The sequence below is a fragment of the Allochromatium humboldtianum genome (genome assembly GCF_013385175.1).
GTDB classification, from domain to species: Bacteria; Pseudomonadota; Gammaproteobacteria; order Chromatiales; family Chromatiaceae; genus Thermochromatium; species Thermochromatium humboldtianum.
This window is the reverse complement of sequence record NZ_JABZEO010000002.1, coordinates 190,411-215,682: the sequence shown is the minus strand read 5'-3', so window position 1 is coordinate 215,682 and position 25,272 is coordinate 190,411. Positions and strand designations below refer to the sequence as shown.

The following is a 25,272-nucleotide window of genomic DNA, read 5'->3' as shown; positions in this document are numbered from 1 at the left end:
CCATCATCGACGCTTTGCACCCTGACGCCTCGCGCTGTTCCAGTAATCCTGTATGCTCGTGCTCTTCAACAAACCCTATGGCGTGCTCAGCCAGTTCACCAGTGATCCGCTCGGCTCAGGCGGGACGCTGCGCGATTTCATTCCCCTGCGCGGCGTCTATCCGGCCGGGCGGCTCGACAAGGACAGCGAGGGCCTGCTGCTCCTGACCGACGATGGCGCGCTCCAGCATCGCATCAGCCATCCGCGCCACAAGTCCTGGAAGACCTATTGGACACAGGTCGAAGGCCGACCGACGGACGATCAGCTCGAACGGCTGAGACAGGGCGTGATCCTGAAGGACGGCCCGACCCGCCCGGCGCGCGTGCGGGCGATCCCCGAGCCGGATCTCTGGCCGCGCGATCCGCCGATCCGCTTTCGTCAAAGCATTCCGACCACCTGGATCGAGATCGCCATCCACGAGGGGCGCAATCGTCAGGTGCGGCGCATGACCGCAGCCGTGGATCTGCCGACGCTGCGGCTAGTGCGCGTGGCCGTCGGCGACTGGCGGCTCGACGGTCTGCGTCCCGGCGAATACCGTGTGCTGAATCAGCCGCGTTCGCGAGCGCGCTCGTGAGTGCCATGCCGCATGCGGCCGATCGGCCGGCTGGCCGAACCTGGTTATGGCTGGCCCTGCCGCTCTCAGCGGCACTGCATGTCGCCGTGGCCGCTGTTCTCTGGCGGACGGAGCGATCCTATTCGACCGAACCCGATGTGCCGCCGTTGGTGTTCGAACTCGTGCGCCCTGGGGCCGACGAGCCGCCACACGACAACCGACCGTCATCCACAGAAACGGCGTCAGTGCCGCCTGCGTCTGCGAACGATGACGCCATGCCCGTACCGCCGGCGCCCGTGCAGACTCCCGCCCGCCCCCCGGTCGATCCCGTGGCCTTCGCCTCCCGAGCGACCAAACCCGTGCCGAAGACATCGCAACGCCCCACGCGCCCTGTCAGGTCCGACCCGACGCCCAAGCGGGCAGCTCCCCCCCCGGCCAGCGCGCCCCGATCCACCCAGGCAAGCGAACCGAGGAACCAACGCCCCCGCCCGCCGTCGACCAAACACTCGACGACTACCGGATCGGGCGCGAAGGCGGCGAGCGCCAGGAACAGCGCGAGTCCCGTCAGCCCGGGCCGCACGCAGACTACACAGCCAGGCGAGTCCGCCGCCGTCCAGCGCGCCGCTGAGCGCGCGTATTTGACGGCCCTGCAACGCGCCATCGCCCGCCATCAGCACTATCCGGCCGGCGCCCGGCGTCATGGGCAGACTGGCGTGGCGACACTCGCCTTCGTCATCGAGTCCGATGGACGACTCAGCCAGATCCGGCTCGCTCAGAGCTCCGGTCACGCGTCGCTCGATCAGGCGGCACTCCAGGCGCTCGCACGGCTCGGCCGCTTCGACCCCATCCCCAAATCGATCGGCCGGAGTCGCTGGTCGCTGCGCATTCCGATCCGCTTCGACCTCAAGTGAGGCGCGTGCCAGCGTGCTTGACCTGAGGCGTACTGTACTTCAGCATCGGCTAAAATACGCATCGTTTCGACCGGCTCACCGAGGATTCGACTCAATGGCAGCGCTCAATTTCGATCATCTGCGTCCCCTGCAAGATCAACTCGAAGGACACGCCATCTATGGCGCCATCCAGCGCATCGAGGATCTGCGGATCTTCATGCAGCATCACGTCTTCTCGGTCTGGGACTTCATGTCGCTGATCAAATATCTGCAACGTCAGATCGCCCCGGTCGCCGTGCCCTGGCAGCCGACCTCGGACCCAAGCCTGCGCTATTTCATCAATGAACTGATCCAGGAAGAGGAATCGGATGCCATCCCACTCGGTTCGGGCGAGGTGCTGTACGCGAGCCATTTCGAACTCTACTGTCGCGCCATGAACGAGATCGGCGCCGATGGCGGGCTGCCCGAACGTTTTCTGGCACTGGTCAACGAACAGGGACTCGACAAGGCGCTCTATTCACCTCTGGTTCCGTTGCCGGCACGCTATTTCAGCGAGACCACCTTCTGCTTCATCCGTGAGGACAAGCCGCATCTGGTCGCCGCCGCACTGACCCTGGGCCGCGAAAACCTGATCCCGACCATGTTCCGCCGGTTCCTCGACCGCATGGGGATCGACGAGACGCAGGCGCCGATCTTCCACGCCTATCTCAAGCGCCACATCCACCTCGACGAGGACTTCCACGGCCCGCTCTCGATGCGGTTGCTCGAAACCCTGTGCGGCGACGACCCGGAGCGAATCGAAGAGGCCGAGACCGCCGCCGAGGAGGCGCTGTGTGCGCGCATCCGCTTCTGGGATGGCGTGCTGGAGGCGATCGAGTCCGGACGCTCAACCCAATAACCGATCGACTTGATAAGTTATCATCCGCCGCTATCTCTGGAGCACGGACTTTCGCTTCCCAACCCTTCCGGAGATAGAGACGATGAGTGCAACCCTGAGCGTGGCCCTGGACAATGAGGGATTCCTGCTCGACCGCGACGACTGGAGCGAAGAGGTCGCCGTCGAGCTGGCGCAGAGCGATGGCTTCGAGATGACCGAGCAGGTGATGCACTTCATCCGTGAGGCGCGCGCCATGTACGAGGAGGATGGCGTGGTGCCGCCGATCCGGATCTTCGCCAAGAAGCAGAAGGTCTCGACCAAAGACCTCTACGACATCTTCAAGAAAGGCCCCATGAAGCTCATCTGCAAATGGGGCGGACTGCCGAAACCCACGGGATGCGTCTGAACGCCGATCTGACCCAGGGATCGCTGGTGATGGCTGGCAGGAATCGAATCAACCGACAGCCATCCCATAGGCCCAAACCGGAACCTGACCGGCGTCAGGCGTGCATCACACCTCGCCCCGATTGTAGTCGGGCTGGGCCGTGATGCGGTGGATGCTCAGATCGGCGCCGATATACTCCTCTTCCTGCGTCAGGCGCAGTCCCAACGTCCATTTGAGCAGGCCGTAGATCAGGAACCCGCCCAGGAGCGCGATGATCACGCCGGCCAGGGTACCGGCCACCTGAGCCAGCAGACTGACGCCGCCCGCGCCGCCGAGCACCTCGAGTCCGAACACCCCGGCGGCGATTCCGCCCCAGAGTCCGCACAGTCCATGCAACGGCCAGACACCGAGCACGTCGTCGATCCGCCAGCGGTTCTGCGTCAGGGTGAAGGCATAGACGAAGAGCGCCCCGGCGACCGCCCCCGTGACCAGCGCCCCCATCGGATGCATGACGTCGGACCCGGCGCAGACGGCGACCAGACCGGCGAGCGGGCCGTTGTGCAGAAAGCCGGGGTCGTTCTTGCCGGCGATCAGCGCCGCGAGGATGCCGCCGACCATGGCCATGAGCGAATTGACCGCCACCAGCCCGCTCACGGCCTCCACCGTCTGCGCCGACATCACATTGAATCCGAACCAGCCGACCGTGAGCGTCCAGGCGCCCAGCGAGAGGAAAGGGATTGAGGACGGCGGATGCGCGGTCATGCTGCCATCCTTGCGATAACGTCCCTGACGCGGCCCCAGCAACAGTACGGCGGCGAGCGCGATCCAGCCGCCGACCGCATGCACCACGACGGAGCCGGCGAAATCGTGGAACTTGGCGCCCAGGATGGATTCGATGAAATCCTGCACCCCCAGATTGCCGTTCCAGACCAGACCCTCGAAGAACGGATAGAGCACGCCGACGATCAGGAACGAAGCCAGCAGTTGCGGATAGAACCGGGCGCGCTCCGCGATCCCGCCCGAGATGATCGCCGGAATCGCCGCCGCGAAAGTGAGCAGGAAGAAGAACTTCACCAGCTCATAGCCATTGCGGTCCTGGAGAACCTGAGCGCCGGAGAAGAAATCGATCCCATAGGCCAGGCTGTAGCCGATGAAGAAATAGGCGATGGTGGAGATGGCAAAGTCGGTCATGATCTTCGCCAGGGCATTGACCTGATTCCTGGCGCGCACCGTGCCGACCTCCAGGAAGGCAAAACCCGCGTGCATGGCCAGCACCATCACGGCGCCGATCAGGATGAAGAGAACGTCAGTACCTGCTTGCAAGGACTCCATAGATTCGAAACCCGGTTGTTCAGTTTTGGTGCGACCCATAAGCATGGATCGGACCATGATCGACCAGGGCACTCGATTGGAGCCTGAACCGGCGATCGCTCGCTATGACAAACACTGTCAATGCACTGATTGGGTGCCGATCCACTCCCTTTGCACCAAGATGTGCCTGAGCGCCTCGGCGACCTCGCGACTGAAGTCGGCCAGGGTCAGACTGAGCGCCGCCAGTAACGCCTGGGTATCGCCCGGCTGAGCGATGGCGCGCTGGTAGCGGCTCTCGCGGGCCAGCAACACCTGATCCAGATTCGGTTCCAGCACCGACCAGCGCACCCGCAGCTCGGCCTGACCCTCAGCCGTTCCCTCGAAGGCCAGGATTTCGGCGCTCAGACGCACGTCGAGCGGGTAGCGGATCTCGCTCGGCAGGATCAGGATGCGGCTCGATCCGGTCAGGAGCGCCAGATTCTCGCTCCAGACACGCAGGAAGTCGTCCTGGAGCGTCCCGCCCCAGCGCTCCAGTTCATCGATCGCCAGCCGATTGGCCGAGGCGCGCGAGACGATCTGCGGCCGGTCGAGAAAGAGCGGGAAGGTCACTGGACCAAGCCCGATGGCCAACTCTTCTTCGAGCCGATCGTCCCGGCCCTCGCGACCGACGCTGGAGGGCTTCGCCTCGAACGCCGGGATCGGCGCGAGCGTGTAGAAGTTCGAGGGCGGCGTGCTCGCACAACCCGGCAGTCCGATCGACAGTGCCAGACTCAGCGGAATCCAGCGCGCGAGTGATAGCGTCATCCGTTCAGCTCCTCAGACTTGAGATCAACGCCCACGTCCCTTGCCCTGCAACAGCGCTTCGGGATGCCGCTCCAGATAATCGGTCAGCAGTCGCATCGAACGCGCGGCGCTGGAGACCTCTTGCAGCATCCGCTGGGTCTCGACATAGAGCGGCGAGCGATCCGAGAGCAGTGCGCGCGCCCGTTCGAGCGTGGCCGTGCTCTCGCGCAGGGTCTTGGTCAGCTCGGGACCGAGTTCGCGATCGAGCCGTGTGGCCGTGGCACGCACCTGGGTGAGCGTCGCTTCCAGCTCGACCACGGCGCCCTTGAGCTCGGGCGCGTTGACCAGCGCATTGGCGCCCGCCGCCGTCTGACTCAGGTCACGACCGATCTGTTCGATGGGGATGGTATCGAGCTTTTCGAGCACACTGGCGAGCTGAGTCGTGATGGCCTCCAGCGAACCGGGCCGGGTCGGGATCACCAGATGCTCGCCCTGCCGGACGAGCCGTCCTGCCGGTGCGCCCGAGTCCACATCCAGATCCACATAGAGCGCCCCGCTCAGCACGCTGTCGAGCTTGAGTTGAGCGCGCAGACCACGTTCGACCAGACGCTCGACCAACTGGCGTTCATCGGGCGCTTCGGCCGCGCCGCGTCGCACGATGCGCTCGGGTTCGATCTCGATCAGCACCGGAATCCGGAACTCCAGCGCCTCGGTATCGAGCTGGAGCTGGATGTCGAGCACACGCCCGACGTCGATCCCCTTGAGCCGCACCGGCGCCCCGCTCACCAGACCGCGTGCCGCGCCCTCGAAGAGAAGCAGATAGCGTTCCTTGCGCGCATAGATCCGGGCGTGGGCGGCTTCGCGATTGCGATAGAGCGGAAAGACCTCGGGATAGGGATCATGGGCCTGAGCCGGGTCGATGGTCTCGGGCGTGCCGAAGGCAATGCCGCCGAGCACCACCGACAGCAGCGACTGGGTGTCGACCTGGACGCCGGCGGCCGAGAGCGAGACATCCAGCCCGCTGGCGTTCCAGAAGCGCGTATCGGGCGTCACCAGCGCATCGTGCGGCGCGGCGACGAAGATCTCGATCCCGACCGCGCGCCCGTCCGGCTCCAGACCATAGCCGATCACCTGGCCGACCTGGATCTGACGGTAATAGACCGGCGAGCCGATGTTGAGCGAACCGAGCGTGGGCGCACGCAGCCGGAAGCGTCCGCCATCCTCGAAGGTCGTGATCACCGGCGGCTGCTCCAGCCCGGTGAAATGCCGTCGCGAGCGCCCGGCCTGTCCGGGATCGAGCGCGATATAGGCGCCCGAGACCAGGGTGTCGAGTCCAGAGACGCCACTCAGGGTCACGCGCGGGCGCTCGACCCAGAAGCGGGTGTGCTCGGTGAGAAAATCGTCGAAGGTGCGCTTGAGTTCGGCCGAGACGATGACGGTCTTGAGATCCGGACTGAAGTCGATGGACTTGACCTGACCGATGTCGACGTCTTTGAACTTGACGCGCGTCTGACCGGCGGCCAGTCCGGAGGCGCTCTTGAACTCGATGGTGACGATCGGTCCGCGCTCGCTCCAGGTCTTGACCGCCAGCCAGACGCCGACGGCCAGCGCCACGAGCGGGATCAGCCACACCAGCGAGAGCCGGCCGCGTGGTCTGGCGACGGCTTCGGGGATCGGGTCGGGCGAACGGATGTCCGGTTCGCGTTCGGTCTCGGTCATACCGGCTTGTCCGCCTCGTTCAGGGTCATCGGCGCGTGCTCGGGTTCGACGGATTCCAGCCGATCCCAGATCAGGCGCGGATCGAACGACATCGCCGCCAGCATCGTCAGCACCACCACGGCACAGAAGAACACCGCGCCGGCTTCAGCCTGGACATTGGCCAGATTGCCGACCTGCACCAGGGCGACCAGGATGGTGACGACATAGACATCGACCATCGACCAGCGTCCGGCCGTTTCGGTGAGGCGATAGAGCCGGGTGCGCTCGCGCGGGTTCCAGTTCCAGCGGAATTGGACCGAGAGCAGCAGCAGCGTCAGCAACAGGAGTTTCAGCAGGGGCACCACCAGACTGGCGACGAAGACGATGAGCGCCAGCGGCCACATTCCATGCGCCAGCAGAAAGATCACGCCGCTGAGGATGGTATCCGATTGCTCGCGTCCGAACGAGGTCAGAGTCATGATCGGCAACAGGTTGGAGGGGATATAACAGAGGATCGCCGCCAGCACCAAGGCCCAGGTGCGTTGCAGGCTCTCGGGTTTGCGCCGGTGCAGGACATGGGTGCAGCGCGGACAGCGCAGACGGTCGCCTTCACGGACGGCGGCGGTGCGCGGCATCACCAGCTCGCAGACATCGCAGGCCAGATGATCGTCGCCCGGACGCACGGCGGCGGGAGTCGGGTTCGACAGGGGCACGCGCGACCAGACCAGATCCGGATCGAGCGCCGCCTGGGCCGCCGCCAGCACCAGGATCAGCGCCGCGAAGGCGAACAGCGAGGCGCCGGGCACGATGTTCGCCATCTCGGCGAGCTTCACCACCGACACCAGGATGCCGAGCATGAAGACGTCCATCATGCCCCAGGGGGCCAGCGTGCGCACCAGCCGGAACAGACGCGGCAACCAGGGCGGCATCCGTTCGAGCGCCAGCGGGACCAGTACGGCCAGCAGCAGGGTCAGTTGCAGCCCAGGCGCCAGCACGCTGGTGAAGAGCACCACGGCGGCAATGCCCCATTGACCGGCGTCATAGAGATTGAGGACGCCGGTCAGCAGCGTGGTGTGAGTCTCGTTGCCGCGCAGGTCGAAGGCGAGGAAGGGGAAGCTGTTGGCGATGACGAACAGCAGCAGACCGGCGAGCGTCAGGGCCAGCGTGCGATTGAGACTGTCCGGCCGGTCGCGATGGAGCACCGCGCCGCAGCGCGCGCATTCGATCAGGCCGCCGGGCGGCGGGGGTTTGTGGCGCTGCAAGAGACCGCATTCGGGACATTCGGTGAGTGAGGGGTGGGACATATGACAGCCGGCGTCGCGGTGACCTCTGGACGATGAGGCGCTGGTCGAGGTGCGATTATAGAACCCCGCGACCTGCGGGCGGTTTAGAATCCGGCTTCTCACACCTGTCCATCGAGCCGATCCGACACCCCCATGCCCAATGCCCATCAAGCTTTCGATCACTGGCTGAGCACGCTTGGCCCACTGCGGCTCGCTCTGGAGGGGCGGGTGGGCTGGGAGTTCGGCGCCCTGTTCGCCGCGCAACCCTGGCTCGCCCAATCGCCTCGGGGCGACGGGCATCCGGTGCTGGTGCTGCCGCGTTTTCTCGGCTGCGATCTCTCCACCCAGCCGCTGCGCGACTTCCTCGACCGGCTCGGCTATCGCGCCGAACCCTGGGGGCTGGGCGTCAATCTGGGGCCGCGCGCCGGTGTCATGGATGCCTGTCTGGAGCGCTTGGAGCACTTGCACGCAACCCACGGACGCCGGGTCAGTCTGATCGGCTGGAGCCTGGGCGGACTCTATGCGCGCGAGCTGGCCAAGGAAGCGCCGGAGCAGGTGCGGCTGGTCATCACGCTCGGCACACCCTTCGCGGGCGATCAGTCGGACCCGAGCGAGCTGTGGCGACTCCAGGAGCGGATGACCGGCGAGTCCATCGGTCTGCCGCTGCGCCATGGTCCACTCGACCAAGCACCGCCCGTGCCGACGACCTCCATCCTCAGCCGCAGCGACGGCATCGTCCACTGGACCGACAGCCTCGAACACGAAGGCCCCATCACCGAGAACATCCTGGTCGAATCCAGCCATCTCGGGCTGGCGTTCAATCCGCTCTCTCTCCACGCCATCGCCGACCGACTGGCGCAACCCGAGGGCGCCTGGCGACCGTTCGAGCGCACCGGCGCGCGCGCCTGGCTCTATCCGGCTCTGCCTCGCGCCTGATCGCGCGCCCGACCGCCACACCCACGCCACCGACAACCGACCCGGCCCGCCGCCTTGACCACACTCATCGTCCTCGTCTTCCTGCTGGTCTATCTCGGACTCTTCCTCGGCGGCCTGCCCTTCCTGCAACTGGATCGCACCGGGGTGGCGCTGCTCGGGGCGATCGTGCTGCTGGCGACCGATGTCGTCGACATGAATCAGGTGTGGGAGGCCGTGCATCCGCCGACACTGGCCCTGCTGTTCGCTTTCATGGTCATCTCGGCGCAACTGCGTCTGAGCGGCTTCTACGACTGGGTGGTGTGGCGGCTCGATCGCTTCGACCTGCCGCCCTCGGTCCTGCTGGGCGCCGTGATTCTGACCTCGGCACTGCTCTCGGCAGTGTTCAGCAACGACATCGTCTGTCTGGCGATGGCGCCGGTGCTGGCCGACGCCTGCCGCGCGCGTCGGCTCGACCCGGTGCCCTTTCTGCTCGCGCTCGCCTGTGCCGCCAATCTCGGCTCGGCGGCAACCCTGATCGGCAATCCGCAGAACATGCTGATCGGCGAGCGGCTGGCGCTGGACTTCGGTGGCTATCTGCGTCTGGCTGCCGTGCCGGTCGGACTCGGGCTGGCGGCGACCTGGCTGATCCTGCTCGGACTCTCGCGCCGGCGCTGGCATTTGGCCGCGCCCGTGGCGGCGAACCCGGAGCCTGAGAGCGAGGCGACGAGCCACCGACAACGCGCGGAGGATCAGGCGCCCGGACTCGATCGCTGGCAGACGCTCAAGGGGCTGGGTGTGGCGGGCGCACTGCTGCTGGCCTTTCTGTTCGCGCCCTGGCCGCGCGATCTGCTGGCGCTCGCCGGGGCGGGCCTGCTGCTGACGAGCCGACGTCTGCACTCGCACCGGATGCTGGGTCTGGTCGACTGGCAACTGCTGGTGCTCTTCGTTGGCCTCTTCATCGTCAATCACGCGCTCCAGGAGACCGGACTGCCGGCTCGGGCGATCACGGCCCTCGCCGGTCTGGGGATGGATCTGCACGACCCCGCCCCGCTCTTCGGCGCCGGGGCCATCCTCAGCAATCTGGTCTCCAACGTGCCGGCGGTGATGCTCCTGCTGCCGGCGGCAACCGAACCCATGAGCGGCCCGGTGCTGGCCCTGTCGAGCACGCTGGCGGGCAATCTGCTGATCGTCAGCAGCATCGCCAACATCATCGTCGTCCAGGCCGCCGCGCGGCAGGGGTTGCTGATCGACTGGCGCGTCCATGCGCGGGTCGGCCTTCCGGTCACGCTGACCACGCTCGCCATCGCGGCCCTGTGGCTGGGCGTCCTCCAGGGCTAGGCGAGCCACTCGATGCGGCGTACCATGCCGCTTCGATCTTCCGCGCGACCTCCATTCCTCACTCAAAGGACGCGGTTCCATGTACTCGATCGGCTTGCTCATCCTCTTTCCGCTACTGGCGGGCCTCGCCATCGCCCGCGCGCCCGACAGCACGATCCGCGCCCAGCGGGTCCGGTGGTCGGCGGGAGCCATCGCTGTGGCGACCATCCTGCTGACCCTGTTGCATCTGGGCCTGGGGCCTGAGTTCTATTCCGTCCCTGGCTGGCTGCTGTGGACGCTCGACCGTTTCTTCATGCTCGCCGGTGTGGCACTGGCCCTAGTGCTGCTCTATTTCTGTCGGCGCATCCTGGCGCGCGAGTGGTACATCCCGGTGCTGATCCTGCTCCAGACCGGGCTGATGCTGAGCGCAGAACTCGCCCCTGTCCATCCCGAGGTCGCGCATCCCTTCTATATCGACAGCTTCACGCTGCTGATGGCGCTCATCGTCGGCGTGGTCGGCGGGCTGATCTGTCTGCACGCCGTGCAATACATGCGCGACTATCACGCCCATGAACACGCCGTCGCGGACCGCCAGCCGGCGTTCTATTTCGTGATCTTCCTGTTCCTGGCCGCGATGTTCGGCATCGTCTTCACCAACCATCTCACCTGGCTGTTCGCGTTCTGGGAGGTGACGACGCTGTGCTCGTTCTGGCTGATCTCGTACTCGGGGACGGACGAGGCGATCCGCAACGGCTTTCGCGCGCTCGGGCTGAACCTGATCGGCGGCGTCACCTTCGCAGCGGCGATCGCCTGGCTGACCTATGGGCCCGGACTGCACACCTGGGAGCTGGACCGGCTGGTCGCGGCCGGCAGCGCACTGGCTCTGATCCCGGCGGCACTGATCGCGGTCGCCGGACTGGCCAAGTCGGCGCAACTGCCCTTCTCCTCCTGGCTGCTCGGGGCCATGGTCGCGCCGACACCGATCTCGGCGCTGCTGCATTCGAGCACCATGGTCAAGGCCGGCGTCTTCCTGCTGGTCAAGCTGTCGCCGGTGTTCCATGACACCTATGCCGGACTGCTGCTGTCGCTCATCGGCGGCGTCACCTTCCTCGTCACCTCGCTGGTCGCGGTCAACCAGCGCAACGCCAAGCGGGTGCTGGCCTATTCGACCATCGCCAATCTGGGCCTGATCGTGATGTGCGCGGGTGTGGGCACGGCGGCAGCGATGTGGGCGGCGATCCTGTTGATCCTGTTCCATGCGGTGGCCAAGGCGCTGCTGTTCCTGGCCGTGGGCACCACCGAGCATCTGATCGGCAGCCGCGACATCGAGGACATGGAGGGCATGGTCTACCGCCGTCCCGAGATGGCGGCGATGCTGCTGGTCGGCATCCTCGGCATGTTCCTGGCGCCGTTCGGGATGCTACTGAGCAAGTACACCACCTTCCAGGCATTCCTGAGCATGGACGTGATGCTCGGCGATGGGCTGATGCTAGCGGCGATCCTGGCCTTCGGCAGTGCGCCGACGCTGTTCTTCTGGAGTAAATGGATGGGCAAGCTGGTGGCCATGCCGCGCCGGCCGCAACCGAGCACCGAGCCGATCGCGCGTGACGAGTTGCTGGCCCTGGGCGCGCTGACCGTCATCACCTATGTGGCCTGTGCGCTCTTTCCGCTGGCCGATAAGGTGTTCGTCATCCCCTACACGCATTATCTGGCGGTGCTGGGTCTGATCCCGGACGTGCAGGCCGTCATCCCCTGGGAGACCGTCTGGCTCATGACCCTGATGCTCGGCGTGCTGTTCGTGCTGCCGCTACTGTTCTGGTGGCGACCGCCCCGGTTCGCCGAGGTCAGCGGCTATCTGAGCGGGGCCAATGTCGACGGCAGTGCTTCGTATCGCGGGGCGATGGGGGCCGAGCGGATGGTCGAGAGTCGGGGCTATTACATGACGAGTTTCTTCCATGAGACGACCCTGCTCCGCTACGGAGGTCTGGGCACGGCGGCGCTGATCGCGCTCTTGATCGGGGGGGCGGCGCTATGAACACCCATTACGCCTGGTGGCTCGCCATCGCCTTCGTTGTGCTGGGTCCGCTGGTCGGCGCCCTGCTCGCCGGTATCGACCGACGGCTGACGGCGCGGATGCAGTCGCGTCAGGGTCCGCCGATCCTGCAACCGGTCTACGACGTGCTCAAGCTGTTCGAGAAGGACACCCTGGTCGTGACCCGGTTGCAGACGCTCTATCTGTGGTTCTTCCTGTTGTTCATGGTCATCTCGGGGTTCATCCTGTTTCTGGGCAGTGATCTGCTGCTCAGTCTGTTCGCCCTGACCGTGTCCGGGATCTTTCTGTGTCTGGCGGCCTATTCGACCAACTCGCCTTACAGCAACATCGGCTCATCGCGCGAGCTGATGCTGATGATGGCTTATGAGCCGATGCTGATCCTGGTGCCGCTCGGGTTCTATCTGACCACCGACAGTTTCCGGGTCGCCGACATCGTCGCCGGCAGTCCCTGGCAGGTGCTGCAACTCTCCGGCATCCTGGTCGGCTTTCTGTTCGTGCTGACGATCAAGCTGCGCAAGTCGCCGTTCGATCTCAGTACCTCGCATCATGGGCATCAGGAGCTGGTCAAGGGGCTGACCACGGATTTCTCGGGGAGCGATCTGGCGCTGGTCGAGATCGCGCACTGGTACGAGAACGTGATCCTGCTCGGCTGGCTGTATCTGTTCTTCGCGCCCTGGGGGCCGTGGCTGGCGCTGCCGATCGCCTTTGCGCTGTTCTTCGTCGAGGTGCTGGTCGACAACACCCATGCACGTCTGACCTGGTCGAGCACGCTCAAGGCGACCTGGTGGGTGACGCTGCTGGTGGGCGTGACCAACCTCATGCTGTTGCCGCTGGTGGTGTGAAGCAACGGGCTTCGGCGGCCTGACGATCAGCGAGAGGCGACATACTCGCGTAGCACGGCATCGATGCGCGTCTGCCAACCCGGACCTTCAGCCTTGAAATATTCGACCACTTCCGGCGAAAGGCGGATGGAGACCGGCTGCTTGGTCGCGTCAGACTTTGGACGTCCGGGCAGGCGGGTGAGCGGACGGAGCTTGCTCAGTTCTTCGTCGGTCAGCTCATGGGTGTCGGGATCCGCCGCGATGCCTTCGCGGATGCGGGCGTCTTCTTCCTCGCTGTTCAGGAGAAAGACCCGCCCAGACTTAGAGGTGATCGATGTAGGTGCGTTTTTCACGGTTGGTCGCCTCGCGCAGGCTGATGATGCGATAACAATCATGTGCTTCGGTGAACACCACGCAATAGATCTGCCGGCCGATGGGCGCGAAGCCAACCCAGCGTTGCTCGCCGTAGGCTTCGCGGGTGTCTTCATTCACCAACGCCAGATCCCATTCCAGATCCGCTGCCGACGCCAACGACATGCCGTGATTGGCGATGTTCAAGCGGTCCTTGGCAGGATCGAGGATAATGTTCATGAGCATTAATGTATATACACTAATACCAGAAGGCAAGGCCGCTTGATGCCCTTGGCACATCGCTGAGGTGAGGACGCCTTCTGACCATGATCTACACTCACACGATACCGAGCGTGACGGTGAAGGCAGCCAAGAGTACGCTCGCCTCTCAGTCCCTGTGACTCAGCCCAAGAGCCGGAATCCATGAGCTTCCTGAAGAAATCCCCCTGGGTGCTCCATTACGCGGCCACGAGCTGCAATGGCTGCGACATCGAGCTGCTGGCCTGTCTGACGCCGACCTATGACGTCGAACGCTTCGGCATCGTCAACACCGGCAATCCCAAACATGCCGATATCTTCCTCGTGACCGGCTCGGTCAACGAGGAATCGCGCAAGGTGGTCGAGAACCTCTACGCCCAGATGCCCGACCCCAAGGTCGTGGTCGCCATCGGCGCCTGCGCCCTGAGCGGCGGCATCTTCCGCGACGCCTACAACGTCTATGGCGGTATCGATCAGGTGCTTCCGGTCGATGTCTATGTCCCCGGCTGCGCGGCACGTCCCGAGAGTATCATCGACGGCATCGTCCAGGCGCTCGACATCCTGGAACAGCGTGCCAAAGCGCGTAAACGTCAACGTAAGATCGTCAGTCAGGAGCTTGAAGCGCGATGAGCCTGGGCGAACCATTCAATGAGCTGACACCCGATCAATGGGTGCCGACCGCCGAGCAGCATCAGCGCGACGGCTTCCGGCTGGTGCAGATGACCGGCACCGCGCGCGCCGATCACTTCGAGATCCTGATCAGCTATGAGCAGGACTACCGTTGCACCCACTACCGGGTCCAACTCCCGCGCGACCCGCTGCCCGAACTGCCGAGCCTGAGCGCCATCTTCCCAGCCGCCTTCACCTACGAGAACGAACTGAAGGATCTGTTCGGCCTGAGTTTTCCGGGACTGACGGTCGACTATGGCGGCAACTTCCTGCGCACCAAGACCAAGCTCCCCTTCTCGGGCGAGGTGACGATCAAGAAGGAGTCCGCGAAGCCGGCGGCCAAGTCCAAGTCCGCCCCGGAGAGCTGAGCCATGTCCAACACCACCATCGTCCCCTTCGGCCCCCAGCATCCGGTGCTGCCCGAACCGATCCATCTGGATCTGGAACTCGACGACGAGCGCGTCGTGCGCGCCCTGCCCTCGATCGGCTATGTGCATCGCGGTCTCGAACTGCTCGCCGAGCGCTACGACTTCGTCGAGATGGCCAATGTCGCCGAGCGCATCTGCGGCATCTGTAGCTTCATCCACGGTCAGGGCTACTGCCAGGGCATCGAGCAACTGATGGGCGTGGAGATCCCGCCGCGCGCGGCTTATCTCCGCACGGTCTGGGCCGAGATCTCGCGTATCCAGAGCCATGTGCTGTGGCTGGGTCTGGCCGCCGACGCCCTCGGCTATGAGAGCCTGTTCCAGCACAGTTGGCGCATCCGCGAGATGATGGTCGACATCATTGAGGAGACCACCGGCGGGCGCGTCATCTTCGGCGTGTGCAAGGTCGGCGGGATTCGCAAGGACGTCGACGACGAGACCTTGCGCGACGTGCGGCGGCGGATCGGTGAGATCCGCGCCGCCTTCGACGAGATCGCGACCATCTTCCGCGACGATCCGACAGTCAGACAGCGCACCGTCGGGGTCGGACTTCTGAGCGCGGCGGATGCGCACGCGCTCGGCGCCGTGGGTCCGGTGCTGCGCGCCAGCGGCGTGGTGCACGACACGCGCCGCCTCGGCTATGCCGCCTATGGCGAGCTGGACTGGGAGCCGATCGTCGAGCAGGACGGCGACTGCTATGCACGCTGTCTGGTGCGGGTGCGCGAGGTCGATCAGTCGTTCGATCTCATCACCCAGTGCCTCGACCGGATGCCGGCCGGCGAGGTCGAGATCTCGGTCAAGGGCAAACGGCCCAAGGGCGAGGCGATGTTCCGGCTCGAACAGCCGCGCGGCGAGGTCTGCTACTACATCAGCGCCGACGGCAAGAAGAACCTGGACCGCTTCCGGGTGCGCACCCCGACCTTCGCCAACATCGCCCCACTGATCCACATGCTCAAGGGCTGCGAACTGGCCGACGTGCCGGTCATCGTGCTGACCATCGACCCCTGTGTGAGCTGCAACGAGAGGTGATCCGCATGTCCTGGTCAGTAGGCCCCATCTCAGCCCTGGTGACGCGCAGTGCGCTCGCCAAACCGGCCACGCGCCTCTATCCGGTCGAGCGCCGCACGCCCTATGCCCGCACGCGCGGGCATATCGAGTTTCGGATCGACGACTGTAACTTCTGCACCATCTGCGCCCACAAGTGCCCGACGCTGGCCATCCAGGTCCACAAGCAGGACAAGACTTGGGCCATCGATCACAGCCGCTGCATCCTCTGCGGCATCTGTGTCGAGGACTGCCGCGAGGGCTGTATCACACTCAGCCCCCTCCCCTGCCCGCCCATGCGCGCCAAGGAGGTATTGAGCTTCCGTCAGGAACACGAAGCGCCGACCGTGAAAGTTGCTGCGCCGGCGATCGAACGATAGGAGACGCATCGGCATTCGGCATCCCGACGCGCCGGGATACGGATTCGCCCGCTATCGCGGCGGCTTCCAACCGGCCGCCTCGGGATCGGACTCCCAGCGGATACGATGATGGGTATGCTCGCCGGCGGCATAGAAGGTCCGAGTCATCAGCTCGGCGAGCACGCCGGTCGTTAGGAACTGGATCGAGACGACGAGAAACAGGATCGCCGTAAACAGTAGCGGCCGCTGTCCGATCGGCTCGCCCAGGATGAACTTGACCACCAGCAGGTGCGTCATCATCAGCCCGCCGAGCACGCCGAACAGCAGACCGATCGAACCGAAGAAATGTCCCGGACGCGCGCCGAAGCGCAGGAAGAAGAAGGCCGCCAGCAGATCGAGCAGCACCCGGAAGGTGCGCGAGATTCCGTACTTGGACGCCCCGAACTGGCGCGCCTGATGGCGGACCTCGGTCTCGCCGATGCGCTCGGGCGCGGTCACAGCCGCCACCCACACCGGGATGAAGCGATGCATCTCGCCGAGCAGCCGCACTTCGCGGATGACCTCGGCACGATAGACCTTGAGACTGCATCCATAGTCATGCAGCGCCACGCCCGTCACCCGCCCGATGAGCGCATTGGCCAGACGCGAGGGGATCTTGCGCAGCAGCAGATCGTCCTGACGCTGGCGCCGCCAGCCCTGCAACAGATCCAGATCGCGTTCCAGCAGCTCGTCGACCATCTGAGGGATGTCGGCCGGATCGTTCTGCAAGTCGCCGTCGAGCGTGGCGATCAGCTCGCCGCGCGCCGCGTCGAGTCCGGCCTGCATGGCCGCCGTCTGGCCGAAGTTGCGTCGCAACTGGATGACGCGCACATGGGAACCAAGGCGCTCGGCCAGAACCCGTAGGCGCGCCGCCGTACCGTCGCGGCTGCCGTCGTCGACACAGATCAGCTCCCAATCGCCGCGATAGTCCGCCAGACCCTCGTGTACCCGCGTCAGCAGCGGCTCGACGTTGTCGATTTCCTGATAGAGCGGAATGACGATCGAGAGCCGGGGACGCTGTTCGGCGCGCCCCGGCGTTGCAGTAGAACTGGACATCGGACGGACAACCCTAGGATTCGGGGCAACACCGCCCCAGCGCGGGCAAGCTAAAGGGTCTGGGGGGAAAATTCAACACGTGCGAACGCTTTCACACGATGGACACATGGTCATCAATCCTTCACGAGGCTCTGGTCTACTCATCTTGGTCGGAGCAGAATCGACTCACATCAGAGGATTCAGCGCCAGCGCCCGCCTTCGCCCCAGGTGAGGCCGGCATCTGAATCACAGCGGCAAACCATCATGCACGCACAATCCACATCGAAGCGCGATCAGGCAAACGAGTTCATGATCCAGGCTCGCGACACCCTGACCTATGCCCTGCAACCCATCGTCAACATCCACACCGGCAGCGTCTTCGGTTATGAGGCGCTGCTGCGCGGCTGGGATCGGCTGGGATTCGCGACCGTCCATGCCCTGCTCGATCAGGCCCGGACCCTGAACCTCTCGGCCGCGCTGGACGCGATGCTCGGCGCCCTGGCGGTCAGCCGCTTCGCGGCGTTGCCGAACGCGCCGCGCTACCGGCTGTTCTTCAATCTGGACCCGCATCTGGTCGACACCGATCATGGACGATGTACGCTCGAATGGCTCGTGCCGCCCGGCTTGAGACCCGACAATCTCTGTCTCGAACTCTCCAGGCGCGTCGATCACAGCCTCCATCCCGAACTCGGCGCCATGATCGCCGGCTATCGCCAGCACCGACTCCACGTCGCCATCGACGACTTCGGCGACGGGCACTCCGGACTGCGCCGACTCTATGAGTACCCGCCCGACCACATCAAGCTCGATCGCGTCCTCGTCCAGGGGATCGACACGGATCACCGCAAGCGCTCGATCGTCGCCAACACAGTGCAACTGGCCCATCAGCTCAACGTCCAGGTCATCGCCAAGGGAATCGAGACCGAGGGCGAGCTTCTGACCTGCCGCGAAATCGGCTGCGATCTGGCTCAGGGCCATCTGATCGCCCGGCCCCAGCGCGATCCGGGCGCCCTACTCCCCGATTACACCCTGGTCGCCGAGATCCATCAACGCAACCAGCGCGAACTGCCCGGCGATCTGGGGCTGATCGAATCCTTCCTGGAGTCCATCCCGCCGATCCGCGTCAGCGAGGGTATCGCGCGGTTGTTCGAGGCGCTGCGCCGCGACAAGCAGCATCACATCGTCCCGGTACTCGACGACGCCGAGCGGCCGCTCGGACTGGTGCACGAATCCGACATCAAGGACTTCATCTATTCAGCCTATGGGCGCGACCTCATCGTCAATCGCGCCTTTGCGCGCCAGGTGTGCGACTTCGTCCAGCCCTGCCCGCTGGTCGATATCCATGATCCCATCGATCGTCTGCTGGAAGCCTATTCGGCGGCCTCAGACACGGCCGGCATCCTCATCACCCGCGATGGACGCTATCAGGGGTTCATCTCCGCGACCTCGCTGCTCAAGCTCGTCGAGCAGAAGAATCTGGCCGTGGCACGCGATCAGAACCCTCTGACCAAGCTCCCCGGCAACAACCCCATCCATCGCTATGTCTCGCGGGCGATCAGCGAGCGCGATCACGCCTGGCATCTGGCCTACATCGACTTCGACAACTTCAAGGCGTTCAACGACTACTACGGCTTCCGGCGTGGGGATCGCGCCATCCAGCTCTTCGCCGATCTGTTGCGCGCCGAGCTGGAACAGCACGGCTGGTTCGTCGGGCATGTCGGCGGGGACGACTTCTTCGCGGGCATTCAGGACGCGCCGCTGACCAGGGTGCTGGAGCGGCTCGAATGGCTGCTGGAAAAATTCCGGGTCGACGTCCAGAGCCTCTATGACCCCGAAGATCGCCGGCGCGGTCATCTCCAGGCCAGGGACCGCTATGGTCAGCTCCGGGAGATGCCGCTGATGCGCTGTAGTCTGGCGCTCCTGGAGATTCGTCCGGGCGACGACTACAGCGACGGCGACGAGCTCGGACGCACCATCGCCCAGCTCAAGCATGCGGCCAAACAGAGTCCTTCCGGGCTGGCGCTCCAGCGCGAGCCGAACGGTTCGGCGCACGTCATGCCGGATTCCTCCCGGGACGGGTCAGACGCGCGATGAGCCAGGTCGCCAGCAGCGCGACGATCAGCAGCCCGATCCCGACCCAGTGGACGCTGAGCAGATCGGGCGCCAGCAGCATGACCAATCCCAGACTCAGCATCATGACCCCCGAGAGCAGCTTGAGGACGCGGCCCTGTCGCTCGCTCAGCTTGCGCGCCCCAAGCGTGAAGGTGAACAGCAGCACGATGGCCAGCAGCGGCAGGACATAGATCAGGTTGTAGAGCGCCAGATAGCCGTAATAGGTCGCGGACGGGAGTTGCTGGAGCGTCAGGGTGCGTGTGAAGACCATCGGAAAACCGGCGGTGCAGAGCAACTCATAGCTGTTGGCCGCCAGCGCCAGGGTGGCCGTGCCGAGCAGGAGCGTCCCGAGACGATCGGCGGCGATCAGTCCGCGCATCCGGGCGAAGAGTCCGGGCTTGGCCTGATCCGGGATCGACAGGGTCGGACCCTGCTTGAACAGAAAGTAGTCCTTGATGTTCAGTCCGCCGATCAGGAGTGCGATCAGACCGGCGACGGTCGTCACCACGGCCGCCCCGCCGACGACCAGGAACAGGTTGAGCCAGGCGGCCATGAACAGGAAATAGACCAGCCCGGAGAAGACGACGAAGGTCGCGCCGACCAGCAGCATGCGTCCGCGTCCTCGGGCATGGACCATCAGGCTCAGCAAAAACAGCAGCACGAAGAAGGCACAGGGATTGAAGGCGTCGAGCGAGGCGAGCACCAGGGTGAGCACCGGCAGAGACAGCCGGCTGGCCTCGACCCGGCCCAGCCATGGCAGGTCGATCGCGGTGGCGTTCTCCAGGATGGACGCGCCCTGCCCGCTCTGAGCCGCCGTGGCTCCACCCATCTGCCGACAGAAACGCGCCAGCCCCAATAGCTGCGCGCCCATGCCCTCCGCGTTGTCGAATCCGGTCAGCATCCGCCCGCAGACGAAGAAGGCCGGTACGGCCGTCGCCTCTTCACCGAGCGCGCGGGCCTGCTCGACATAGCGCTGGAGATTGGCGCGATCCTGGGTCATCTCGAAGGTCTGGATATCGAGCCAGGGTTCACGATCACGCAGGGTCTCGATGAAGGTCAGCGCCGAGCGACAGTGCGGACAGTTGCGCGACCAGAAGAGTTGTAGCGTGACGCGCGGCTCGCCCTCGATGCCTGTCACGGTTTGGGGCGGCATATCGGACTTTGAACGCGACTCAGGCGCGGCGGCCAGTCCGACCGGCCAGAGCGACAGTATCAGGATGAACAGCGGCAGACGTTTGATCCACATCGGCAGTGCCTCGTTCGAGAATCCGTGTCTGACAAGTAAAGCGCAATTGAGTCGCACGTGGCGTGGGACGTCGTTCAGCCTCAGTTTCAGAGCAGGATGGTTCGAGCCGCCAGGCTCGAATAATCAGCCGGGTTGCAGGTGAGGATGATGATCTGCAAGCCGCGACGGGCGGCGAGTTCCAGCATCCGGTGCAGCGACTGGATGCGCTCGGGATCGCTGTTGGCGAAGGCGTCGTCGAAGACGAGCGGCAGGCTGCCGCCATGATTCTCCGCCAGCACCTCGGCGATGGCCAGTCGCACGGCGGCACCGAGCTGCTCGCGGGCGCCCCCGCTGAGCACCTCGAAGGCGAATGGACCGGCTGGCCGGATGAGTGCGAGTCCCTGGAAAGCGCCGTCCTGGAGCTTCAGAGCGGCGCGGCCCTCGGGACCGAACAGACACTCCAGATAGTCGCCGATCTTCCCGATCAGCGGTTCGGTGAAGCGCTCCGAGAGCCGCTGCTGCTCCTCGCGGAAGAGGTCGGCCAGATGCTGCATGGCCTTGGCGCGGCGCAGTTGAATCCTGTGGGCCTCTTCCGCGCGTTCCAGATCGGCTTGCGCTTCGAGCTCGTCGGCGTAGGGATCGGTGGCGCCGTCGCGCTGAAGTAGTGCCAGCGTAGCGGCGATGCGCTGTTTGGCTTCATCCAGGGCGTCTTGCTGAGTCGTCAGTGAACTTTGATGGCTAACGAGTTCAGCGGTAAGGCGGTCAGGTTGCAGAGCGACCAGACGTTCATCGAGATCGCGTACCTCCTGCTCCAGACTGCTTTTCTGACTCAAGGCTTCGGCGATCTGGGTTTGACGTTGAGTCTCATCGCCGTGGAGTTCGAGCAGGGTCTGAAGTGCGGCGGCGGCCAAGCGAGCTGCTTGAATGGCACTGTCCTCGATGCTGTCGGTCGGCTCGGGCGTGCGATGCGTACTCTCATCGGCCTCCTGAACGGTTTGCGACCGGAGGCGGAAATGGTTGTCACCGATCCGTAGCTCGCTCGTCGCGGTGATGAGGCGGGTCGTGCCGGGCTGCAACGGCTCGCCGTCGAGCGTGACCGGACCCGAGCCGGAAATCCATTCGAGGACCGTGGCATTCGTTTGGAGGGCCAGTGTTTCCGATTCGACGACGGCAGAGTCTCGGGACGTATTGGGGTCCGCTTCGGTCGGCGGCACATCCGATGCGGCATGAGGTCGAGTCTGGGCGTCGGGTTCCTGTGCGGTCTCAGTCAAAGCGCGAAGCTTGGCATCCGCCGTGACCAGTTCTTCATAGCGCTTGGTGGTCTCGTCGAGGGAGCGTTTGAGTTCTGAGCCTTGCTGGGCCAGACGCTGCGCCTCGTCCAGCTGCGACCTGAGTTCCGTGATCCGGGCTTCGAGTCGGGGGATGGCCTCAGCCGCTTCCGCGCGTCGTTGCAGCGCCTGCGCATGATCGCGTCTGGCCGTTGTCAGTGCCTCGGTGCGCGCCTGACAGGTCGCGAGTCGCTGAGTGGCCGATTGCAGCGCTGTCTCGGTCTGCTTCAAAGAAGAGCCGGCTCGCGGTTTGCCCGTCGCGGTGAAGGTCTGCTCGACGGCGGTGAGAAACCGATCAGCCAAGCGCGCATCCAGCGCCGACTGCATGACGGCCGTTCCGCCCTGGGCTTGCAGCCGCTCGAGCAAGGTGGCCTGTTCGCGCTCGATCTGCCCGGTCGGATCGACGCCCGCCGCCCCCTGCCAGATCCAGAGATGCGCCCACTGTGACTGGGCCTGATTGGACGACACCGGCGCGGCATAGCCCAACACGGCGGCCAAGGCCAGCTCGGCCTCGGCACTCTGCCAGCGCTCGGCCGTATCCAGGCGCATCAGCTCGGCATGACCGCGCGACCCACTGAAGCGTTTCAGCAGCCGGTACGGGCGACCACGCTGCTCGAAGACGAGTTCGATCTCCGGCGGCTCCCTGCCGGATTGCGAACGCATGGCTTCAAGCTCTTTACCGGTGCGGCGATGACTCAGGAAGAGCGCACGATGCGCCGCTTCGACCAGCGTGCTCTTGCCGGTCTCGTTCGGTCCGCCGATCAGGGTCAGCGAGGGATCGAACGCGATCTGTCGTTCGCGATGGAGACGATAATGACGAACCCGGAGCGAGACGAGTTTCATGGTGCGGAATCCATTCAGGCGTTGGCGGCTTGATAGAGCTCGCGCAGCGCGAGCCGGGCAATGGCGGCGACTTCGGCATCCAGGCTCTCGGTTTCAGCCAGCAGACGCCGGGCGACACGCGCCGTCAGCGGATCCTCGGCGCGCTGGGTCAAGCGTTCGATCTCGTCCCCGGACGGGGCTTCACGCACCTGATCATCGACTCTGAGCCAAATGAGCCGCGCTTCCCAGGTCTCCAGCCGCTGATCGAGCGCCAGACGCTCGCTGAGCGTCAACCGTCCGCTCAGATCCAGATGCAACAGCGCACCCTCTGCTCCACTGCCGAGCCGGTCGTCGAAGAGCCGTTCGAGCTGAGCGAGCGAGGACTCTGCATCGAAGCGGAAACCGATTCGCTCCCAGCGAATCGACCCAGTCGCGACCACCTCGACCTGGGGCGCGACACCGCGCGCAACTTCGACCAGCAGCGCATGACCGGGCCGGTGGCCCTCGCCCTTCGGAAAGCCGTCGATCTCGGGAGTGCCCGAATACCAGGTCTTAGGATCGATCGACTTCAGCCCGTGCCAGTCGCCGAGCGCGATATAGTCGATTTGGTCGTCCGGCAACCGGCTCAGGTCGAGCCGATTGTAGGTCGTGGCGCCCTCCTCCTCATCCGCCGAACCGAATCCATGCACACTGCCATGAGCCAGCACGATCCGAGGTCGATCATCGGGGAGCGCGTCACAGGTCTGGCGGATCCAGGCGGTCGGATCATGCGCCACATGGCGCTGATGCAGCGGCGCCGGCAGGATCACGGCCTCGTCCAGCACCAGAGGCCGTTCCTCGGTGAGGATGCTGAAATTCGGCGCCAGCGCGGCCATTTCCTGCTGCACGAACGCCTGCTCCCAGGGGCCGCCCGGTCCGCCGAAATCATGGTTGCCGGGAATGGCGACGACCGGAAGACGCATGGCGCCGATGGCCTGGAAGGTCGCCGAGACCAGTGAGCGCGCCGGGCTGGGCGAGTCGAACAGATCCCCCGCGACCAGGATGAACCGCGCGTCCGCGCGTCGGGCGATCGCGGCGAGCCGTTCCAGACAGTCCAAACGCGCCTGCTGGAGCCTGTGCCGCTTGTCGGCATCCGGAATCCGGGCGAAGGGTTTGCCGAGTTGCCAATCGGCAGTATGGAGGAATTTCACGACTGTTTGCTCCATGCGGTTGGATCAGCCCCGCGTCCAGGCGCGCACCTGATCAGGCGCCGGCACGCCCAGCGGAATACCGGCCTCGACGAAACCGATGAACAGCAGATATATCACGTCACAGATATTTATCGACCATTTCGTTTGCAACGACGCCGCGACGCCGCCCAATGCTTGATACGCCCGATCGCTTCGGATACTATTTGCGGCTCCTTCGCCGATGTAGCTCAGTTGGTAGAGCAACGCATTCGTAATGCGTGGGTCAGCGGTTCGAATCCGCTCATCGGCTCCATAAATTCAATGACTTAGGCTTGCAGTGCCTGAAGTGATGTGCCGGATAATGTGCGGCCCGATTCAATCCGGGCTGCCGCTTCGGCCAAGTGTTCCGGTGCCAGATGCGCATACCGGAGCACCAAGTCATAGCTCGACCAGCCACCCATCGCCATCAAATCCTGCAACGATGTTCCGCCCTGAACATGCCAGCTCGCCCAGGTATGTCTTAGATCGTGCCAGCGGAAATCTTCGATCCCAGCGCGCTCCAGTGCCTTGTACCATGCCGCTGTCGAGACCTGTGTGATCGGCCTGCCCTTGTACGTGAACACCCATTTTGGGTCGCGCTCGATTTGGCGACGGAGCACGTCAACCGCATCAGCATTGAGCGGGATTCCGATGGCCTTACGCGCTTTGGCCTGATCCGGGTGAATCCAGGCTACCCGGCGCGGTATATCTATTTGACTCCACTCCAAGCCGGTGACGTTGGCGCGTCTGAGTCCGGTCGCCAGCGTAAACCGCGCCATATCTGACAGATGTTCGGGCAGTTCCGCGAGCAAGCGGTCCGCTTCGTCCCGCGTAATCCAGCGCACGCGCTGATTGGGCGCCGAGTACATCCGCACCGCTGGTGCGCGATCGATCCACCCCCATTGACGCTCGGCGCGACGTAGAATAGCGCGAATCAGTGCCAGCATCCTGTTCTTGGTCGCTGGTGCAGTTCCCTTGCGTGCCTTGGCGGCTTGATCAATCCTGTCAGTCGTGATTTCGTCTAGGAGCAGTGCGCCAAAATGCCCATCGAGCCAGCGCAACAGATTGATGTCATCCTGCCGACTGGCTTTGTGCTCAGTCTCCTCCAGCCAGCGAACGACAGCTTCGGGCCATGTCCGCTTGGGCTTCTCACCCAGCCGGGCCACTCGCCATAGCTCCTGCTTCAGCTTTGCCTCGTACTCCTCGGCATCCTTCTTGTCTTCCGTGCCAGTGCTTCTTCGTACTTCCTTGCCGTCTGGCGTGGTGAAACGAGTCCACCAGCAACGGCTGTTGGGTCGGCGGTAGAGCATGTCTTGAACCTCTCGATCATGTCTGCCGCTCGCGCTGAATCAGCATACTGAGAATGCACTCAAGCGGCTAGGCGTTTGCCACACCATGCATGGAAATCTTCTTGGGAAGGGATCACGTGCGCACGAAAAGCCTACGCACTGTCCTGAGTCGGCCTGAGCATC

Annotated in this window: 25 protein-coding genes and 1 tRNA gene; 14 read left to right on the top strand and 12 right to left on the bottom strand. The window is 64.7% G+C overall.

The window, feature by feature from the left end; all coding sequences use genetic code 11:
• Positions 1–52: 52 nt before the first annotated feature.
• From HW932_RS03515 to HW932_RS03500, 4 genes are all read left to right on the top strand, one after another.
• The gene (locus tag HW932_RS03515) at positions 53–613 is read left to right on the top strand and encodes a pseudouridine synthase (protein ID WP_176975107.1); all 561 of its coding nucleotides are present in this window, start codon (positions 53–55) and stop codon (positions 611–613) included.
• A gap of 617 nt (positions 614–1,230) precedes the next feature.
• Positions 1,231–1,503: an energy transducer TonB gene (locus HW932_RS03510; RefSeq protein WP_176975106.1), complete on the top strand. Its 273-nt coding sequence runs from the start codon at positions 1,231–1,233 to the stop codon at positions 1,501–1,503.
• 94 nt (positions 1,504–1,597) lie between these two features.
• Complete coding sequence (locus HW932_RS03505) at positions 1,598–2,380, top strand: DUF3050 domain-containing protein (RefSeq protein ID WP_176975105.1); 783 nt, start codon at positions 1,598–1,600, stop codon at positions 2,378–2,380.
• 82 nt (positions 2,381–2,462) lie between these two features.
• On the top strand, positions 2,463–2,765 hold the full coding sequence (locus HW932_RS03500; protein ID WP_012969583.1) for a TusE/DsrC/DsvC family sulfur relay protein: 303 nt from the start codon (positions 2,463–2,465) through the stop codon (positions 2,763–2,765).
• Between the two features lie 105 nt (positions 2,766–2,870).
• On the opposite strand, the gene HW932_RS03495 is transcribed toward HW932_RS03500, so the two are convergent.
• The 4 genes from HW932_RS03495 to HW932_RS03480 form a co-directional block, all read right to left on the bottom strand.
• Positions 2,871–4,076 (bottom strand): ammonium transporter, encoded by a 1,206-nt coding sequence (locus HW932_RS03495; RefSeq protein ID WP_176975104.1) that lies wholly within the window; start codon positions 4,074–4,076, stop codon positions 2,871–2,873.
• 117 nt (positions 4,077–4,193) lie between these two features.
• Positions 4,194–4,859, bottom strand: coding sequence for a PqiC family protein (locus tag HW932_RS03490; RefSeq protein WP_176975103.1), 666 nt, complete (start codon positions 4,857–4,859; stop codon positions 4,194–4,196).
• Positions 4,860–4,883: 24 nt separating this feature from the next.
• Positions 4,884–6,557, bottom strand: coding sequence for a PqiB family protein (locus tag HW932_RS03485; RefSeq protein WP_176975102.1), 1,674 nt, complete (start codon positions 6,555–6,557; stop codon positions 4,884–4,886).
• Complete coding sequence (locus HW932_RS03480; protein ID WP_176975101.1) at positions 6,554–7,840, bottom strand: paraquat-inducible protein A; 1,287 nt, start codon at positions 7,838–7,840, stop codon at positions 6,554–6,556. The genes HW932_RS03485 and HW932_RS03480 overlap by 4 nt, the downstream gene beginning before the upstream one ends.
• Before the next feature lie 132 nt (positions 7,841–7,972).
• Between HW932_RS03480 and HW932_RS03475 the strand changes: the two genes are divergently transcribed.
• The 4 genes from HW932_RS03475 to HW932_RS03460 all read left to right on the top strand — a co-directional run bounded on the left by HW932_RS03475 (position 7,973) and on the right by HW932_RS03460 (position 12,946).
• Positions 7,973–8,755, top strand: a complete 783-nt coding sequence (locus HW932_RS03475) for an alpha/beta fold hydrolase (RefSeq protein WP_176975100.1) — start codon at positions 7,973–7,975, stop codon at positions 8,753–8,755.
• 54 nt (positions 8,756–8,809) lie between these two features.
• Positions 8,810–10,072: an SLC13 family permease gene (locus HW932_RS03470; protein WP_176975099.1), complete on the top strand. Its 1,263-nt coding sequence runs from the start codon at positions 8,810–8,812 to the stop codon at positions 10,070–10,072.
• Positions 10,073–10,151: 79 nt separating this feature from the next.
• Positions 10,152–12,086: an NADH-quinone oxidoreductase subunit 5 family protein gene (locus HW932_RS03465; RefSeq protein ID WP_176975098.1), complete on the top strand. Its 1,935-nt coding sequence runs from the start codon at positions 10,152–10,154 to the stop codon at positions 12,084–12,086.
• Complete coding sequence (locus HW932_RS03460) at positions 12,083–12,946, top strand: respiratory chain complex I subunit 1 family protein (protein ID WP_176975097.1); 864 nt, start codon at positions 12,083–12,085, stop codon at positions 12,944–12,946. Before HW932_RS03465 ends, HW932_RS03460 begins: the two co-directional genes overlap by 4 nt.
• A 26-nt stretch (positions 12,947–12,972) precedes the next feature.
• On the opposite strand, the gene HW932_RS03455 is transcribed toward HW932_RS03460, so the two are convergent.
• Together HW932_RS03455 and HW932_RS03450 are read right to left on the bottom strand one after the other, a co-directional pair.
• Complete coding sequence (locus HW932_RS03455) at positions 12,973–13,278, bottom strand: BrnA antitoxin family protein (RefSeq protein ID WP_343046952.1); 306 nt, start codon at positions 13,276–13,278, stop codon at positions 12,973–12,975.
• Positions 13,247–13,516, bottom strand: coding sequence for a BrnT family toxin (locus tag HW932_RS03450; RefSeq protein WP_176975095.1), 270 nt, complete (start codon positions 13,514–13,516; stop codon positions 13,247–13,249). Before HW932_RS03450 ends, HW932_RS03455 begins: the two co-directional genes overlap by 32 nt.
• Before the next feature lie 183 nt (positions 13,517–13,699).
• Between HW932_RS03450 and HW932_RS03445 the strand changes: the two genes are divergently transcribed.
• Genes HW932_RS03445 through HW932_RS03430 form a run of 4 tightly spaced genes read left to right on the top strand, consistent with a single transcriptional unit; the run spans position 13,700 to position 16,052 of the window.
• Entirely contained in the window at positions 13,700–14,164 is a 465-nt protein-coding gene (locus HW932_RS03445) for an NADH-quinone oxidoreductase subunit B family protein (protein ID WP_012969570.1), read from the top strand.
• Entirely contained in the window at positions 14,161–14,571 is a 411-nt protein-coding gene (locus HW932_RS03440) for an NADH-quinone oxidoreductase subunit C (protein ID WP_176975094.1), read from the top strand. Before HW932_RS03445 ends, HW932_RS03440 begins: the two co-directional genes overlap by 4 nt.
• A gap of 3 nt (positions 14,572–14,574) precedes the next feature.
• The gene (locus HW932_RS03435) at positions 14,575–15,657 is read left to right on the top strand and encodes a hydrogenase large subunit (RefSeq protein WP_176975093.1); all 1,083 of its coding nucleotides are present in this window, start codon (positions 14,575–14,577) and stop codon (positions 15,655–15,657) included.
• 5 nt (positions 15,658–15,662) lie between these two features.
• Positions 15,663–16,052: a 4Fe-4S binding protein gene (locus HW932_RS03430; protein WP_222932213.1), complete on the top strand. Its 390-nt coding sequence runs from the start codon at positions 15,663–15,665 to the stop codon at positions 16,050–16,052.
• Positions 16,053–16,103: 51 nt separating this feature from the next.
• On the opposite strand, the gene HW932_RS03425 is transcribed toward HW932_RS03430, so the two are convergent.
• Positions 16,104–17,126, bottom strand: a complete 1,023-nt coding sequence (locus HW932_RS03425; protein WP_176975092.1) for a glycosyltransferase family 2 protein — start codon at positions 17,124–17,126, stop codon at positions 16,104–16,106.
• 243 nt (positions 17,127–17,369) lie between these two features.
• Here HW932_RS03425 and HW932_RS03420 point away from each other — a divergent pair, with 243 nt between their 5' ends.
• Positions 17,370–19,199: a GGDEF domain-containing protein gene (locus tag HW932_RS03420; protein ID WP_246296638.1), complete on the top strand. Its 1,830-nt coding sequence runs from the start codon at positions 17,370–17,372 to the stop codon at positions 19,197–19,199.
• Here HW932_RS03420 and HW932_RS03415 read toward each other — a convergent pair.
• The 4 genes from HW932_RS03415 to HW932_RS03400 all read right to left on the bottom strand — a co-directional run bounded on the left by HW932_RS03415 (position 19,159) and on the right by HW932_RS03400 (position 24,025).
• Entirely contained in the window at positions 19,159–20,463 is a 1,305-nt protein-coding gene (locus HW932_RS03415) for a hypothetical protein (protein WP_176975091.1), read from the bottom strand. The genes HW932_RS03420 and HW932_RS03415 overlap by 41 nt on opposite strands.
• A gap of 86 nt (positions 20,464–20,549) precedes the next feature.
• Positions 20,550–22,613 (bottom strand): ATP-binding protein, encoded by a 2,064-nt coding sequence (locus HW932_RS03410; RefSeq protein ID WP_176975090.1) that lies wholly within the window; start codon positions 22,611–22,613, stop codon positions 20,550–20,552.
• A gap of 14 nt (positions 22,614–22,627) precedes the next feature.
• The gene (locus HW932_RS03405) at positions 22,628–23,782 is read right to left on the bottom strand and encodes a metallophosphoesterase (RefSeq protein ID WP_176975089.1); all 1,155 of its coding nucleotides are present in this window, start codon (positions 23,780–23,782) and stop codon (positions 22,628–22,630) included.
• A gap of 24 nt (positions 23,783–23,806) precedes the next feature.
• Complete coding sequence (locus HW932_RS03400) at positions 23,807–24,025, bottom strand: hypothetical protein (RefSeq protein WP_176975088.1); 219 nt, start codon at positions 24,023–24,025, stop codon at positions 23,807–23,809.
• Here HW932_RS03400 and HW932_RS03395 point away from each other — a divergent pair.
• Positions 23,999–24,074 (top strand) — tRNA-Thr (locus HW932_RS03395). The genes HW932_RS03400 and HW932_RS03395 overlap by 27 nt on opposite strands.
• Before the next feature lie 13 nt (positions 24,075–24,087).
• On the opposite strand, the gene HW932_RS03390 is transcribed toward HW932_RS03395, so the two are convergent.
• Positions 24,088–25,110: a tyrosine-type recombinase/integrase gene (locus tag HW932_RS03390; RefSeq protein ID WP_176975087.1), complete on the bottom strand. Its 1,023-nt coding sequence runs from the start codon at positions 25,108–25,110 to the stop codon at positions 24,088–24,090.
• Positions 25,111–25,272 lie beyond the last annotated feature (162 nt).

Coding starts and splice junctions, on each gene's coding strand:
- HW932_RS03465 (WP_176975098.1), top strand. CDS start 10,152: ATGTACTCGATCGGCTTGCTCATCCTCTTTCCGCTACTGGCGGGCCTC.
- HW932_RS03425 (WP_176975092.1), bottom strand. CDS start 17,126: ATGTCCAGTTCTACTGCAACGCCGGGGCGCGCCGAACAGCGTCCCCGG.
- HW932_RS03450 (WP_176975095.1), bottom strand. CDS start 13,516: ATGAACATTATCCTCGATCCTGCCAAGGACCGCTTGAACATCGCCAAT.
- HW932_RS03430 (WP_222932213.1), top strand. CDS start 15,663: ATGTCCTGGTCAGTAGGCCCCATCTCAGCCCTGGTGACGCGCAGTGCG.
- HW932_RS03475 (WP_176975100.1), top strand. CDS start 7,973: ATGCCCAATGCCCATCAAGCTTTCGATCACTGGCTGAGCACGCTTGGC.
- HW932_RS03435 (WP_176975093.1), top strand. CDS start 14,575: ATGTCCAACACCACCATCGTCCCCTTCGGCCCCCAGCATCCGGTGCTG.
- HW932_RS03410 (WP_176975090.1), bottom strand. CDS start 22,613: ATGAAACTCGTCTCGCTCCGGGTTCGTCATTATCGTCTCCATCGCGAA.
- HW932_RS03445 (WP_012969570.1), top strand. CDS start 13,700: ATGAGCTTCCTGAAGAAATCCCCCTGGGTGCTCCATTACGCGGCCACG.
- HW932_RS03500 (WP_012969583.1), top strand. CDS start 2,463: ATGAGTGCAACCCTGAGCGTGGCCCTGGACAATGAGGGATTCCTGCTC.
- HW932_RS03490 (WP_176975103.1), bottom strand. CDS start 4,859: ATGACGCTATCACTCGCGCGCTGGATTCCGCTGAGTCTGGCACTGTCG.
- HW932_RS03440 (WP_176975094.1), top strand. CDS start 14,161: ATGAGCCTGGGCGAACCATTCAATGAGCTGACACCCGATCAATGGGTG.
- HW932_RS03480 (WP_176975101.1), bottom strand. CDS start 7,840: ATGTCCCACCCCTCACTCACCGAATGTCCCGAATGCGGTCTCTTGCAG.
- HW932_RS03460 (WP_176975097.1), top strand. CDS start 12,083: ATGAACACCCATTACGCCTGGTGGCTCGCCATCGCCTTCGTTGTGCTG.
- HW932_RS03515 (WP_176975107.1), top strand. CDS start 53: ATGCTCGTGCTCTTCAACAAACCCTATGGCGTGCTCAGCCAGTTCACC.
- HW932_RS03390 (WP_176975087.1), bottom strand. CDS start 25,110: ATGCTCTACCGCCGACCCAACAGCCGTTGCTGGTGGACTCGTTTCACC.
- HW932_RS03485 (WP_176975102.1), bottom strand. CDS start 6,557: ATGACCGAGACCGAACGCGAACCGGACATCCGTTCGCCCGACCCGATC.
- HW932_RS03495 (WP_176975104.1), bottom strand. CDS start 4,076: ATGGAGTCCTTGCAAGCAGGTACTGACGTTCTCTTCATCCTGATCGGC.
- HW932_RS03420 (WP_246296638.1), top strand. CDS start 17,370: ATGCACGCACAATCCACATCGAAGCGCGATCAGGCAAACGAGTTCATG.
- HW932_RS03415 (WP_176975091.1), bottom strand. CDS start 20,463: ATGTGGATCAAACGTCTGCCGCTGTTCATCCTGATACTGTCGCTCTGG.
- HW932_RS03505 (WP_176975105.1), top strand. CDS start 1,598: ATGGCAGCGCTCAATTTCGATCATCTGCGTCCCCTGCAAGATCAACTC.